We start from the raw sequence: 13,781 nt of genomic DNA, 5'->3' as shown, positions 1-13,781 counted from the left end.
TCGCGGCCGTAAGTGCGGGACGACCGAAAGTGATGCGGGTGGACGCGAAAGACATGGGTGCCGACCTCCAGCGGGTGCTCATCACCAAGGAAGAGATCGACGCGAAGCTGGCCGAGCTGGCCGCGAAGATCGACGCGGAATACGCCGACAAGGACCTGCTCATCGTCGGCGTCCTCAAGGGCGCGGTGATGGTCATGGCGGACCTCGCCCGGGCGCTGTCCACCCCCGTCACCATGGACTGGATGGCCGTGTCCTCCTACGGCGCGGGCACCCAGTCCTCCGGTGTCGTCCGCATCCTCAAGGACCTCGACACCGACATCAAGGGCCGGCACGTCCTGATCGTCGAGGACATTATCGACTCCGGCCTGACCCTGTCCTGGCTGATCAACAACCTCGGCTCCCGCGAGCCCGCCTCGCTGAAGGTGTGCACGCTGCTGCGCAAGCCGGACGCCGCCAAGGTCGCCATCGACGTGGAGTGGGTCGGCTTCGACATCCCGAACGAGTTCGTCGTGGGCTACGGCCTCGACTACGCCGAGAAGTACCGCAACCTGCCGTTCGTCGGTACGCTCGCGCCTCACGTCTACGGCGGCTGAGCCAGTCGGCCCAAGCCCAGTAGGACGATCGGGAACCCCAGCGGGTTCCCTGCCGTTGAAGCAAGCGGAGACGGGTTTTCCCAGCCGTCGAATCGGCTCCGTGCGGCTTCGGGCAACAATGCTGGGGTACCGTCAGAAGAACTGTCTTATCAAACTCACTATGGCAGGAGGGACGGGGCGGCACCGCTCCGTATGGATGGACGTGAAGCGATACTTCCGTGGGCCGGTCATGTGGATCGTGCTGGCCGTCCTTGCCGTGGTCGTGTTGATGCAGGTCGTCGGCTCGTCCGGCGGCTACAAGACGGTGGACACCGGCCAGGTCGTGGCGGCGATCAACGACAACAAGGTCGAGTCGGCCAAGCTCACCACCGGTGACGAGCAGAGCATCAAGGTCACGCTCAAGGACGGCTACAAGGTCGAGGGCAGCTCGAAGATCCAGGCGAGCTACATCGGCGACCAGGGCGTGCAGCTCGCCGGCACGCTGCAGACCAAGTACCAGGCAAAGCAGATCACGGACGGCTACACGGTCTCGCCGTCCAAGCAGAACCCGTTCGTCGGCGTCCTGCTGTCCCTGCTCCCCTTCGTCCTGATCGTGGTCGTCTTCCTGTTCCTGATGAATCAGATGCAGGGCGGCGGCTCCCGGGTCATGAACTTCGGCAAGTCCAAGGCGAAGCTCATCACCAAGGACACCCCGAAGACCACCTTCTCCGACGTCGCCGGCTGTGACGAGGCCGTCGAGGAGCTCCAGGAGATCAAGGAGTTCCTCCAGGAGCCGGCCAAGTTCCAGGCCGTCGGTGCCAAGATCCCCAAGGGCGTGCTGCTCTACGGCCGCCCGGGTACCGGCAAGACCCTGCTCGCGCGCGCCGTCGCCGGCGAGGCGGGCGTCCCGTTCTACTCGATCTCCGGTTCCGACTTCGTCGAGATGTTCGTCGGTGTCGGTGCCTCCCGTGTGCGCGACCTGTTCGAGCAGGCCAAGGCGAACGCCCCGGCGATCGTCTTCGTGGACGAGATCGACGCGGTCGGCCGTCACCGCGGCGCCGGCCTCGGCGGCGGTCACGACGAGCGCGAGCAGACCCTGAACCAGCTGCTGGTCGAGATGGACGGGTTCGACGTCAAGGGCGGTGTGATCCTGATCGCCGCCACCAACCGTCCGGACATCCTCGACCCGGCCCTGCTGCGCCCCGGCCGCTTCGACCGGCAGATCGCGGTCGACCCGCCGGACCTCATGGGCCGTCTGGAGATCCTCAAGGTCCACCAGAAGGGCAAGCCGGTCGCGCCCGACGTCGACCTGTCCGCCGTGGCCCGCCGCACCCCGGGCATGACCGGCGCCGACCTCGCCAACGTGCTGAACGAGGCCGCGCTGCTCACCGCCCGCGGCGACCAGAAGCTGATCGACAACAAGGCGCTGGACGAGGCGATCGACCGCGTGGTCGCGGGCCCGCAGAAGCGGACCCGGATCATGTCGGACAAGGAGAAGAAGATCACCGCGTACCACGAGGGCGGTCACGCCCTGGTCGCGGCGGCCTCGCCGAACGCCGACCCGGTCCACAAGATCACGATCCTGTCCCGCGGCCGTGCCCTCGGCTACACGATGGTCCTGCCCGACGAGGACAAGTACTCGACCACCCGCAACGAGATGCTCGACCAGCTCGCCTACATGCTGGGCGGCCGGGCGGCCGAGGAACTGGTCTTCCACGACCCGACCACCGGTGCCGCGAACGACATCGAGAAGGCCACCAACCTGGCCCGCGCGATGGTCACGCAGTACGGCATGACCGAGCGTCTCGGCGCGATCAAGTTCGGCGGCGACAACAGCGAGCCGTTCCTCGGCCGGGAGATGGCGCACCAGCGGGACTACTCGGAAGAGGTCGCCGCGCTGGTCGACGAAGAGGTCAAGAAGCTCATCGAGACCGCGCACAACGAGGCCTGGGAGATCCTGGTCGAGAACCGCGACGTGCTCGACAATCTCGTTCTCCAGCTGCTGGAGAGGGAGACTCTGGGCAAGGAGGAGATCGCCGAGATCTTCGCCCCGATCGTCAAGCGCCCGCCGCGGCCCGCCTGGACCGGTTCCTCCCGCCGCACCCCGTCCACCCGCCCGCCGGTGCTCTCCCCGAAGGAGCTGGCACTGACCAACGGCGCGAACGGCGCCACGGCGTCGATCAGCACCGCCAAGTCGACGGCGGCGGGGTCCGCCCCGGCGACGGAGCAGACCCCGGAGGACCGCTCCGAGAGCTGACCGCGCGCCGGACACACGGCCCGGAATGAATGCCGCGCCCCTCGGGTTCTAGCCTTGGGGGCGCGGCATTTCGCATGTCCGCAGTTTCGGAACGCGAGACACACGCGCGTCATGGCGCAGGAACGAGGAACCAGATGACCGACCCGGTGACGCTGGACGGCGAGGGGCACATCGGCGAATTCGACGAGAAGCGCGCCGAGAACGCCGTACGCGAGCTGCTGATCGCGGTCGGCGAGGACCCGGACCGCGAGGGGCTCAGGGAGACGCCGGCCCGGGTCGCGCGGGCCTACCGGGAGATCTTCGCCGGTCTGTGGCAGCGGCCGGAGGACGTCCTGACGACGACGTTCGACCTCGGGCACGACGAGATGGTCCTCGTGAAGGACATCGAGGTGTACTCGACCTGCGAGCACCACCTGGTGCCGTTCCGGGGTGTCGCCCACGTCGGCTACATCCCCTCCGAGAGCGGCAAGATCACCGGACTGTCCAAGCTCGCCCGCCTGGTCGACGTCTACGCCCGCCGGCCGCAGGTGCAGGAGCGCCTCACCACGCAGATCGCGGACTCGCTGATGGAGATGCTGGAGCCGCGGGGCGTCATCGTCGTCGTCGAGTGCGAGCACATGTGCATGTCGATGCGCGGCATCCGCAAGCCGGGCGCGAAGACCATAACGTCCGCCGTGCGCGGTCAGCTGCGGCACGTCGCCACGCGCAACGAGGCCATGAGCCTGATCATGGCGCGCTGACCCGGCCGCCGGGCGGGGCCGGGGCTCAGGCCGCCGGCTCCGCTCCCGGCGGGTTCTGGTCGTCGTCCTCCGGGAGCCGGCAGATCCGCTCCAGGAACAGCGCGGCCGCTATCACGGCGAGCCCGGCCAGCACCGAGAAACCGGCGTAGATCGCCTGGTCGCGGCGGGCGGGGAAGTCCAGCAGCTCCAGCAGGAGGACGCCCGTGCCGCCGTACATACCGGCGACGAGGGCCGCGACCAGGGCGCTGGCCTGGCCGAAGACGACCGCACGGGCGGCCATCAGCGGGTCGACGCCCTTGGCGCCGGGCCGGCGCTCGCGCTGGGCCTTCAGCCGGGCCCGCAGCGAGAGCGCCGTCGACAGCAGGACCACCGCGATCAGCGCGAGGACCACGGGGGCGGCCAGGGGGACGCTCGGGAGGGTCCCGATCGAGTTCCAGAGGCGGGCGCCCGCCCAGGACAGGACGCCGGCCACGACGAACACGCCCGCCAGCACCCTGATGCGCAGCTCTCTCACGGTGTCCCTTCGGTTTCCCCCGGACCATTTCCGGACGGTGGTCGCTTTGGTCTCGACTTGATCCGTCTCGACCTTAACGACTACTCGGGCAGCCGGAGTTCCAGGTCCCCGCGGTGCGCCACACCCTCACGGGTGATCGCGGACAGCAGTTCGGCCACCGCGCCGCGGCCGGGGAGCTTGGCCTCGGGGTCCACGTCGTGCCAGGGCGCCAGCACGAAGGCGCGTTCGTGGGCGCGCGGATGGGGCAGGGTGAGCTGCGGGTCGTCCGAGGTGACCTCGGCGTAGGCGACGATGTCGACGTCCAGGGTGCGCGGGCCCCAGCGCTCGTCGCGCACGCGGTGGAAGGCCTCTTCGACGGCGTGCGCCCGCTCCAGCAGGGACGCGGGAGGCAGGGTCGTCTTCAGCACCACGACCGCGTTGAAGTACGACGGCTGGCTGCCGGGCTCGACGCCCCACGGCTCGGTCTCGTACACCGGCGAGACGGCCTTCACCCGGACGCCCGGGGTGTCCTCCAGGGCGTCCACGGCCCCCTGGAGCGTCTCCAGGCGGTTGCCCAGGTTGGAGCCGAGGGAGATCACGGCCCACTGGGGGTTGTGCAGGGTCGTGTCGGCGGCGTCCACCGTCTCGACGACCGAGGCGGGCACCGGCTGGACGGTCGGGTCGCTGTGACCCTGGCGGAAAGGTCGGGTCATACTCGGCTCCGGGTGATGGTGACGGTCACGTCGTCGAAGGGGACGGTGATCGGCGCGTCCGGTTTGTGGACGCACACCTCGACCTCCTCGACCCCTTCGTGCTTCAGGCAGGTCCGGGCGATCCGCTCGGCGAGGGTCTCGATGAGGTCCACCGGATCACCCTCGACCACGGCCACGACCTCCTCGGCCACGATGCCGTAGTGCACGGTCTTCGACAGGTCGTCGTCGGCCGCGGCCGGCCGGGTGTCCAAGCCGAGGACGAGGTCCACGATGAAGGTCTGGCCCTCCTCGCGCTCCTTGGGGAACACCCCGTGGTGCCCACGGGCCTTGAGGCCGCGCAGCGCGACACGATCCACGCGAATCACTCCTGCAATCGTCGGGAAGGACCGGCCCGTACCGCGTGCGGGCGGCACACCGGTCTCAGACGAATCTACCTGCGGGCACCGACAAAGCCCGGCCGCGGGGGCGGGGACCGGGCCGGAACCCGGAGGGTTCACCGGCGGTTTCCCCCGGGGAACCCGACCCTGTCACGGACCGGTGGCCGCCGCCGAGCGCAGGCAGGTGATTCCGGCCACGTGCCCGCCGCCCGCCGCGCGTGCCGCCGCCCGCCGGTGCGGGCACCCGGTCAGGCGAGGGGGCCGTCGTCCGGACGCACGCCGTTCACGCCGTCGTCCTCGTCGTCCTCGGCGCTCTCGGTCAGCACGGGCGAGGCGTGGTGCGACCAGAGCTTCCAGCCCGAGGCGGTGCGCCGGAACACATTGGTGGCGACGACGAGCTGGCCCACCAGCGGCCCCAGCTCCGCGCCCTCCTCCGGGGCGGGCCCGCCGCTGAGGATGTTCTCCGTGCACGTCACCAGCGCGGTGTCACCGGTCACGGAGACGTGCACATCGGTGAGGAAGAACTGGATGTAGTCGGTGTTCGCCATGATCAGGGCGTACGACCTGAGGACCTCGCCGCGGCCGGTCAGCACCGGCCAGCCGGGGTGCACGCAGGAGACCACGCCGGTGTCCGCGGGGTCGTGGTAGCTCTCGTCCACGCCCAGGTCCGCGGGCGTCAGCCACAGATTGGAGACCTCTTCGAAGTCGCCGCGTTCCAGCGCCTCGTAGAAGGCGGTGTTGGCGGCTTCCACCTGCTCGACGTCGGTGTGGGGGGCGCTCACCGGGCTCCTTCCGGCCCGCGCTCGTCGTCCGCGCCGGGCGTGCGCGCCGTGCCGCGCGCGTTGGCCACGGCCCGCGCGACCCGTACCGCGTCCGCCGTGGCGCGCACCTCGTGGACGCGCACCGCCCAGGCGCCCGCCTGCGCGGCGAGCGCGGAGACGGCGGCCGTGGCCGCGTCACGCTCCCGGGCGGGCGGGGGCGCGCCCTCGGGCCCGGCCAGGACCCGGCCGAGGAACCGCTTGCGGGACGCGGCGACCAGCAGAGGGTGCCCGAGGGCGTGCAGCCGGTCCAGGTGGGCGAGGAGGGCGAGATCGTGCTCGGCCTCCTTGGAGAAGCCCAGGCCCGGGTCGACGACGACGCGGTCCGGGGCGACGCCGCCGGCCAGCACGGCCTCCACGCGCGCGTGCAGCTCCGTGACGACTTCGGCGACGACGTCCTCGTAGACCCCCTTGACGTTGCCGCCCTGGAGGAAGCCGCGCCAGTGCATGACGACGAAGGGGGCGCCGGCGGCGGCCACCACCGGGATCATCGCGGGGTCGGCGAGGCCGCCGCTGACGTCGTTGACGAGGACGGCGCCGGCCGCGAGGGACCGTTCGGCGACGGAGGCGCGCATGGTGTCGACGGAGACGACGACGCCTTCGGAGGCCAGGCCGCGCACCACGGGGATGACGCGGCGCAGTTCCTCGGCCTCGTCCACGCGGGTGGCGCCGGGCCGGGTGGACTCGCCGCCCACGTCGACCAGGTCCGCGCCCTGGGCGACCAGGTCCAGGCCGTGCTTGACGGCGACGGTGGTGTCGAACCAGCGGCCGCCGTCGGAGAAGGAGTCGGGGGTGACGTTCACGACCCCCATGACCGCGCACCGGTCCCATGCCGGAAGGCCGGCCACCCGGCCGCGCCCGCTGATGCTGTTCATACGTTCAGCGTAGGCCCAGGTCGGTGCCGGGAACGCGCGGCGGCCCCTGTGGGGAGGGGCCGTCGCGCGGGGGCCGGCCGTCGGGCCGTGGCGTCGGGTGCCCGGGCTCAGGCGGCCCGGACGTCGCGCTCGCCCATGTGCGCGCACGGGCGTCCGGCGGCCGTCCGGCGCCGGCGCAGGAAGCGCGGCAGCGGCACGGCGAGGTTGACGAAGCCCTCCGCCTGCATGGCGGCGAAGCCGATGCGGGGCAGGTCGGCGGGGGCCCGGTAGACCACGAACCGCGGCTCCCAGCGTGGCTGGAACTTGGCGTTGAACTTGTACAGCGACTCGATCTGGAACCAGCGCGAGAGGAACACCAGCAGCCCGCGCCAGGCGCGCAGCACCGGGCCGGCGCCGATCTTCTCCCCGCGCGCGAGGGCGGAGCGGAACATCGCGAAGTTCAGCGAGACCCGGGCGATGCCGAACTTCGGGGCGGCCTGGAGGGCGGCGACGATCAGCAGCTCGTTCATGCCCGGGTCGGCGGCGCGGTCGCGGCGCATCAGGTCCAGCGAGACGCCGTCCTTGCCCCACGGCACGAAGTGCAGGATCGCCTTCAGGTCGCCGTACTCGCCCGGCTCGTCGTCCTGCTTGTGCGCGGTGGCGATCAGGCAGTCGCCGTCGGACGGGTCGCCGATGCGGCCGAGCGCCATGGAGAAGCCGCGCTCGGTGTCCGTGCCGCGCCAGTCCTCCGCCGCCCGGCGGATCCGCTCCAGCTCGGCGTCGCCGAGGTCACGGATGCGCCGTACCCGGGTTTCGTAGCCGGCCCGCTCGATGCGCTTGACCATCTGGCGCACGTTGCGCATCGCGCGTCCGGCGAGCGAGAAATCCGCCACGTCCACCACCGCCTCGTCGCCCAGCTCCAGGGCGTCCAGACCGGTCTCGCGGGTCCACACCTCGCCGCCGGTCTCCGAACAGCCCATGACGGCGGGCGTCCAGGAGTGCGCCCGGGCCTCGTCCATGAAGCGCTCGATGGCACCCGGCCAGGCCTCGACGTCCCCGATGGGGTCGCCGCTGGCGAGCATCACACCGGAGACGACCCGGTAGGTGACCGCGGCCTTGCCGCTCGGCGAGAACACCACGGCCTTGTCGCGGCGCAGCGCGAAGTGGCCGAGCGAGTCCCGGCCGCCGTGCCTGTCCAGCAGGGCGCGCAGCTTCGCCTCGTCGTCCTCGGTCAGGCGCGCGGCCGGGTGCTCCGGGCGGAAGGCGAGGTAGGCGGTGGTCGCCGCGGTGATCCAGCCGAGCGCGCCGAGGGAGAACGCCACCGTCCAGGAGGTGTTGCCCTGGTAGTCGACCGGGCCCTCGAAGCCGAACAGGCCGTAGATGACGTGCGTCAGCCGGTCGGCCAGGCTCGGGTCGCCGATCGTGCGGCCCGGGTGGACGCTGACGATGAGGAGGCCGAGGAGGACGGAACCGGCGCTCATGAGCACGAAGTTGGCGAGGGCGCGCCAGCGGCTGCGCGGGTCCGGCAGGGCGCCGAACTGGTCCCGGTGGCGCAGCAGCGGCACGAGCAGGACGACCGCGATGAGCGCGCCGACGAGCGAGTGCCGGTACGCGAACTGTGCCGCCGCGCCCGCCGGGAGCAACGCCACCGCGGCCCGCCACGCCCGGCGCTTGCGCCGCTTGAGCCCGTGCGCGAGCAGCAGCAACAGCACGCCCGCGCTGAGCGAGAGCGCCGCCGCGAACGGCCCGAACGAGCCCGGCAGCACCTCGGCCAGGGCGTGCATACGGCTGTGCCTGAAGCGCGGGAAGACCCCTGCGGCGATGTCCAGGAGGCCCACGAGCGTGGCCGCCCGGCCGACCAGAACGGGAACGGCCTCGGGGCGCGGACCGCGCAGCAGGCGCCGCCCGCGGCTTGAGCGGCCCGGAACCCCGCCCGACACTTCCCCATCTATCCTGACAGACATCGCATCCCGTAGTTGTGCGAGAGACCTTGGACCCGGTGCCGATCTGGGCATCCGGCGACATTGCGCCCTCTAGGACGGTGTCTCGGGGAGGGAGGTTCACTCCTCACCGGAAAGTCGGGTCAAAGGCCAAGGAAAGCCCCGGGCAAGCGCGCGCACCAGGCGTGGGCACGGCGCGGGCGGAAAGCGCAGGCAGGAAGCAGCCCATGGGTCTCACGAGCAACAAAGTGCTGTGGCTGGCGATAGTGATCGCCGCCGTGCTGTTCATCGGCACGGTGTGGCTGTGGCCGCGCCTGGCCCGGCAGAACTGGCGGACGGTCAGCGGGCGGATCGGCCTGCTGCTGTCCACCCAGGTGGCGCTCTTCGCCTCCGTCGGCCTCGCCGCCAACCAGGCCTTCGGCTTCTATGCCAGCTGGGCCGACCTGTTCGGCACGGAGACCGGGCAGGGCGTGGTCGTCGACCACTCGGTCCACGGCACGGCCGGCGGCCCGCTCCAGGTGACCTCCGCCTCCGAGGTGCCCGGCGTGCGCGCCACGCGGCCGGAGCGGGGCGGGCAGATCCAGAAGGTGGACATCGTCGGCCGGACGACCCGCATCGCGACCCCGGCGTACGTGTACCTGCCGCCGGAGTACTTCCAGCCGCAGTACCGCACGCGTACGTTCCCGACGGCCGTCGTGCTGACCGGCTACCCGGGCACCGCGCGGGCGCTGGTGGACAAGCTGAACTATCCGAGCACCGCGCAGCGGCTGGCCGGGGACGGGCGGGTGCAGCCGATGATCCTGGTGATGATGCGGCCGACCGTGGCACCGCCGCGCGACACCGAGTGCGTGGACGTTCCGGGCGGGCCGCAGACGGAGACGTTCTTCGCCAAGGATCTGCCGGACGCCGTCCTCGGTCACTACCGGGCCGGCAAGCGGCCGGGCGGCTGGGGCATCATCGGCGACTCCACCGGCGGCTACTGCGCGCTCAAGCTCGCCATGCACCACCCGGACGTGTACGCGGCCGGCGCGGGCCTGTCGCCGTACTACAAGGCGCCGATCGACCCCACGACCGGCGACCTCTTCCACGGCGACACCAGGCTGCGCAACCGGGCCGACCTGTTCTGGCTGCTGCGGCACGAGCCCGCGCCGGACACCTCGCTGCTCGTCACCAGCAGCAAGGTGGGCGAGCACAACTACAAGTCCACGCTGGACTTCATCCAGCGGGTGCAGGCCACCGACCGGACCCGGATCTCGTCGGTCATCCTCGACAGCGGCGGCCACAACTTCAACACCTGGCGGCGCGAGATCCCGCCGACGCTCCAGTGGATCAGCGGCCGGCTCGTCGAGCGCTGAGCCGGCGCACGCCCTGACGGCCCGTGAGGCCCCCTGGTACGGCCGTGTTTTTACGGCCCGGGGCCCACGATCCACCTACGCGCGGTAAGTTTCTGGCCATGCCACGTGGACGCCACCGCCATTCCTCTCCTCTGCACCGGCTGTTGCCTCCCTCGGCGATCGCCGGCGTCTCCGTCGTCTGCGCGTCGGCTCCCTGGGTGTTCTCCGAGGCCACGGTGTTGCGGGCGCTGGCCGCCGCGGCAGCGGCCACGTCGGTCCTCGGCGCGTTCGTGATGCGCCGCTGGGACGTGCAGGCGGGCCGGCGGGTCACCGAGCTGACGCGCGCGCGTGCCGGTGACGAATGGCGCTTCGAGGAGCGCGTCGCCGAACTGGAGACCGACCTGGAGGAGTCCCGCGAACTGCGCGCGAAGCTGGAACAGCGGCTGCGCGCCAAGCGCGCCGAGCTGGCCGGCCTGCGCAACGAGCACGCGGCCCTGCTGCGCCGGTACGCCACCGCCGAGACCGAGCGGGCCAGCGCGCTGGAGGGCCGCCGGCTGCTGGAACTCGAGACCACCGCACCGGAACCGGGGCCCGCGCGCCCGTCGGCCCCGGCCCTGCCGCCCGCGCGCGGCACCGAGACCTCCGAGGCCGGCCCGGCACCGCTCGCGGCCTTCTCGCCCGAAGGCGCCCGCCTGTACCGGCGGGCCCTCACGGCACTGTCCCGCTTCGACCGCGAGCCCCCGCACGAGCCGGGCGGCGGCGGCCCGCGGGGCCAGAGGGGTACGACGAGCGGGACGGGGACCGAGGGGGACGCGCCCGGGTCCGCGGAGCCCGCGCCGGCGAAGTCCGGGGCGCCGGAGGCCGTGCCGGGGCTTCGTGCGGGCACGTCCGAGGCGGAGACGCCCGGGCCCGGGCCGATGGGGACGCTCGGAGCGCCGGAGGCCGTGACGGGGGAATCCGGCGCGGCGGAGCTTCGTACGGGAACGCTCGAGACGGAGACGCCGGTGTCCGGGACGCCCGGGGCGACGGCGCCCGTGGCCGGTCCGGCGCGGGTCTCCGGGCCGGAGACGGCCGGGGGCGGGGCCGTCGTGGAGGGCGGGACCGGGTCGGTTCCCGTTGCCGCGTCCGTTCCGGGGGCCGGGGCCGCTTCCGCTTCCGGGGCCGGGTACGCCGCCGGGGCCGCGCCGGTTTCCGCGACCGGGGTCGTTCTCCCTGCCGGGTCCGTGCCCGGGGCCGGTTTCGCTTCCGCTGACGGTGTTGCTCCCGCGTCCGGTTCCGCGCCCGTGTCCGCCGCCGGGTCCCTCGCCGAGACCGCCGGACCCGCGTCCGAAGCCGTTGCCCTCACCTCCGGAACTCCCGCCTCCGCTTCCGGCACCTCCGCACCCGAGCCCCGGCCCGTTCCCGCCACCGGGGCGCAGGGCGTTGCCGGGCGTCCGCGGCAGGCCGGTGGTGCGGTGCCGCCCGCCGCGGCCGTCGTGGCGCCCGCGCCCGTGCGGCGGCCGGTGACCGAGGGCGGGTTCGACTTCTTCGGTACGCAGAAGGGCGCCCCGAGCGCCGCGCTGGACGCCGTGCAGAACGAGGACCTGGCCGATGTCGTGGGTCCCGAGGCGCTCGCCGTGCACAAGGCCGAGGCCGAGGCCGCCTTCAAGCCCGCCGACGAGCGGTCTCGGGGCGTCGGCCAGGTCATCGACCTGACCGCGCACGACGAGACCGAGCAGATCGACGTACAGGGGCTGCGCAGCGCGGCCTCCTGAGCCGCCGCGGGCGACGGGACGGGCCCGGCCTTCCCGCGAGGGGGCCGGGCCCGTGGCAGGTCCGGGTCCGGTCAGCCGGCCGTCATCCAACGGTCCGGCGGTGCGTCCCTGCGGCCCGTACGGGACCTCTCCGCCTGCTCGGCGAGGAGCCGCGCGGCCTCTTCGGCGTCCCGCAGCCGGGCCATGACGGTCTTTCCGGCCCCGGTGTCCACGTGTACGTCGGCGAGTTTCCAGCAGCGCTCCCAGGGCCCCTGGGTGAGCCGTACGCTCTGCACCTTGGCGTGCGGGACCAGCGAGAGCCGGCGGCACAGCAGGCCGCTGCGGGCGGCGAACACCGTGCCGGTGACCGCCAGCCGGTGCCCGCGCCACCACACCGGCACGCACCACCGGGCCCGGCGCGGCACCGGCGACAGCTCCGGCGGCACCGTCATGCCGGGCAGCACGCGCGCGAGGACCGACTCGGCGACCGCGCGCGGGGCGACCGGTATCAGCACGGAGTTGTCGGACCCCGCCACGTCCAGCTCCACCCGCACCCAGCCGCGCCCCCGCCACAGCAGCGGTTCCACGATCCGTACGGTCTGCACCCGGCCGGGCGGCACCGTCTCGTGCGCGCGGTCCAGCAGACCGTGGTCGATGCGCAGCCCGTCCGGGGACTCGCTCACCGTCCAGTCGAATTCGGTGACGAACCGGCCCGCACTGCTCGCCCCGGCCGTGCCGAGCAGCGGCAGGGCGGTGGCGAGGACCGTCCACAGGTTGTGCGTGACGAGCCACAGCACGGTCGGGACGACCAGCGCGGCGCACAGCGAGCCCCAGGTGGCGCCCGTCAGCACCAGCGAGCGCGCCAGCTCGCGCGCAGGCACGCGCAGCAGGATGTGCGCCGGCGCTTCTCCGACCTCACGCGCCGCCTCGGGAGCGAAACCGGCCGCGCGCGCGAGCAGCTCCGCGCGCAGGGCGCGCGCCTCGCGCTCGCCGAGGAAGGCCAGTTCGTCCTTGTCGTCGGCGCCCACGACGTCGATGCGCAGCTTGGCGACGCCCGCCACCCGTGCGAGGAGCGGACGGGAGACGTCCACGGCCTGCACGCGCTCCAGCCGGATGTGCGCGGTGCGCCGGAACAGCAGGCCGGTGCGTATCCGCAGCTCGGTGTCGGTGACCGCGTAGTGCGTGAACCACCAGGACAGGAAGCCGTAGAGGCCGGCCGCCGGCACCAGCACCGCGAGCCCCAGCAGGAGCATGGTGTCGGTCAGCCGCGCGAGCTGTTCCTGCGTGCCGTTCGGGTCGTGCACGGCCCAGCCGGCCAGCACGGCGAGCGGCGCCCACGCCCGGCGCAGGGGCGTGACCGGGTGCAGCCGGCGCTCGATGACGGGCGCGCGCTCCGGTATGCCGTCATCGGCGTGGTCCGGGGGCGTCACAGGCCCGCCGATCGTGCCTCGCCCAGCTCGGTGAGCCGGTCGCGCAGCCGTTCCGCCTCGGCCGGGTCCAGGCCGGGGATGGTCGCGTCGGTCGCGGCGGCGGCCGTATGCAGCTGCACGGTGGCCAGCCCGAAGCGCCGCTCCACGGGCCCGGAGGTCACCTCCACCAGCTGCATCCGCCCGTACGGCACCACCGTCTCCTCGCGCCACAGCACACCGCGGCTGATCAGCAGGTCGTCGGCGCGCTCGGCGTACCGCCAGGAGCGCCAGTTGCGTCCCAGCAGCCGCCAGCACACGGCGGCGCACGCCGGCGGCAGCAGCGCGCACGCCGCCCACGCGGGCCCCGCGAAAAGCCCCGGCAGCAGCCCGGCCGCCACCGCGAGCACCCCCGTCCACACCACCAGCAGCAGCCGCCGCATCCGCAGCAGGCCGGGCTCCAGCCGCCGCCACGCCGGCCGGCCGGCCGGCGCTCCGGTCCCGTCCGCACTCCCCGTTTCCATGAGCCCAGCGTACGTAGGGG

Annotated in this window: 13 protein-coding genes; 5 read left to right on the top strand and 8 right to left on the bottom strand. The window is 72.8% G+C overall.

Annotated features, from left to right (window positions below; genetic code table 11):
* The first annotated feature begins 32 nt into the window (after positions 1 to 32).
* The 3 genes from hpt to folE all read left to right on the top strand — a co-directional run bounded on the left by hpt (position 33) and on the right by folE (position 3,569).
* The gene (hpt, locus tag SCK26_RS16740) at positions 33 to 593 is read left to right on the top strand and encodes a hypoxanthine phosphoribosyltransferase (RefSeq protein WP_318202114.1); all 561 of its coding nucleotides are present in this window, start codon (positions 33 to 35) and stop codon (positions 591 to 593) included.
* Between the two features lie 196 nt (positions 594 to 789).
* On the top strand, positions 790 to 2,829 hold the full coding sequence (gene ftsH / locus SCK26_RS16735) for an ATP-dependent zinc metalloprotease FtsH (protein ID WP_318202113.1): 2,040 nt from the start codon (positions 790 to 792) through the stop codon (positions 2,827 to 2,829).
* Positions 2,830 to 2,963: 134 nt separating this feature from the next.
* Positions 2,964 to 3,569: a GTP cyclohydrolase I FolE gene (gene folE, locus SCK26_RS16730; protein ID WP_318202112.1), complete on the top strand. Its 606-nt coding sequence runs from the start codon at positions 2,964 to 2,966 to the stop codon at positions 3,567 to 3,569.
* 25 nt (positions 3,570 to 3,594) lie between these two features.
* Here the strand turns inward: folE and SCK26_RS16725 are convergent, their stop codons facing one another.
* The 6 genes from SCK26_RS16725 to SCK26_RS16700 form a co-directional block, all read right to left on the bottom strand.
* Complete coding sequence (locus SCK26_RS16725; protein WP_318202111.1) at positions 3,595 to 4,083, bottom strand: DUF3180 domain-containing protein; 489 nt, start codon at positions 4,081 to 4,083, stop codon at positions 3,595 to 3,597.
* A gap of 80 nt (positions 4,084 to 4,163) precedes the next feature.
* Positions 4,164 to 4,775, bottom strand: coding sequence for a 2-amino-4-hydroxy-6-hydroxymethyldihydropteridine diphosphokinase (gene folK / locus SCK26_RS16720; protein WP_318202110.1), 612 nt, complete (start codon positions 4,773 to 4,775; stop codon positions 4,164 to 4,166).
* On the bottom strand, positions 4,772 to 5,131 hold the full coding sequence (gene folB / locus SCK26_RS16715) for a dihydroneopterin aldolase (protein ID WP_318202109.1): 360 nt from the start codon (positions 5,129 to 5,131) through the stop codon (positions 4,772 to 4,774). Before folB ends, folK begins: the two co-directional genes overlap by 4 nt.
* Before the next feature lie 269 nt (positions 5,132 to 5,400).
* Entirely contained in the window at positions 5,401 to 5,934 is a 534-nt protein-coding gene (locus SCK26_RS16710; RefSeq protein ID WP_318202108.1) for a nuclear transport factor 2 family protein, read from the bottom strand.
* The gene (folP, locus tag SCK26_RS16705) at positions 5,931 to 6,845 is read right to left on the bottom strand and encodes a dihydropteroate synthase (protein WP_318202107.1); all 915 of its coding nucleotides are present in this window, start codon (positions 6,843 to 6,845) and stop codon (positions 5,931 to 5,933) included. Before folP ends, SCK26_RS16710 begins: the two co-directional genes overlap by 4 nt.
* A 107-nt stretch (positions 6,846 to 6,952) precedes the next feature.
* Entirely contained in the window at positions 6,953 to 8,764 is a 1,812-nt protein-coding gene (locus SCK26_RS16700; protein WP_318202106.1) for a phosphatidylglycerol lysyltransferase domain-containing protein, read from the bottom strand.
* A 227-nt stretch (positions 8,765 to 8,991) separates the two neighbouring features.
* On the opposite strand from SCK26_RS16700, the gene SCK26_RS16695 reads away from it, so the two are divergent.
* Positions 8,992 to 10,119 carry an alpha/beta hydrolase gene (locus tag SCK26_RS16695; RefSeq protein WP_318202105.1) on the top strand — a complete coding sequence of 376 codons (1,128 nt, stop codon included), beginning with the start codon at positions 8,992 to 8,994 and terminating at the stop codon, positions 10,117 to 10,119.
* 98 nt (positions 10,120 to 10,217) lie between these two features.
* The gene (locus tag SCK26_RS16690) at positions 10,218 to 11,852 is read left to right on the top strand and encodes a hypothetical protein (RefSeq protein ID WP_318202104.1); all 1,635 of its coding nucleotides are present in this window, start codon (positions 10,218 to 10,220) and stop codon (positions 11,850 to 11,852) included.
* Between the two features lie 71 nt (positions 11,853 to 11,923).
* Here SCK26_RS16690 and SCK26_RS16685 read toward each other — a convergent pair whose 3' ends face one another.
* The gene (locus SCK26_RS16685) at positions 11,924 to 13,261 is read right to left on the bottom strand and encodes a PH domain-containing protein (RefSeq protein WP_318202103.1); all 1,338 of its coding nucleotides are present in this window, start codon (positions 13,259 to 13,261) and stop codon (positions 11,924 to 11,926) included.
* The gene (locus tag SCK26_RS16680; protein ID WP_318202102.1) at positions 13,258 to 13,761 is read right to left on the bottom strand and encodes a PH domain-containing protein; all 504 of its coding nucleotides are present in this window, start codon (positions 13,759 to 13,761) and stop codon (positions 13,258 to 13,260) included. The genes SCK26_RS16685 and SCK26_RS16680 overlap by 4 nt, the downstream gene beginning before the upstream one ends.
* Positions 13,762 to 13,781: the final 20 nt, after the last annotated feature.

The organism is Streptomyces sp. SCL15-4 (assembly GCF_033366695.1).
Classification (GTDB): domain Bacteria; phylum Actinomycetota; class Actinomycetes; order Streptomycetales; family Streptomycetaceae; genus Streptomyces.
Note: the sequence above shows the minus strand (reverse complement) of the source record. Positions and strands in the feature narration are given on the sequence as shown.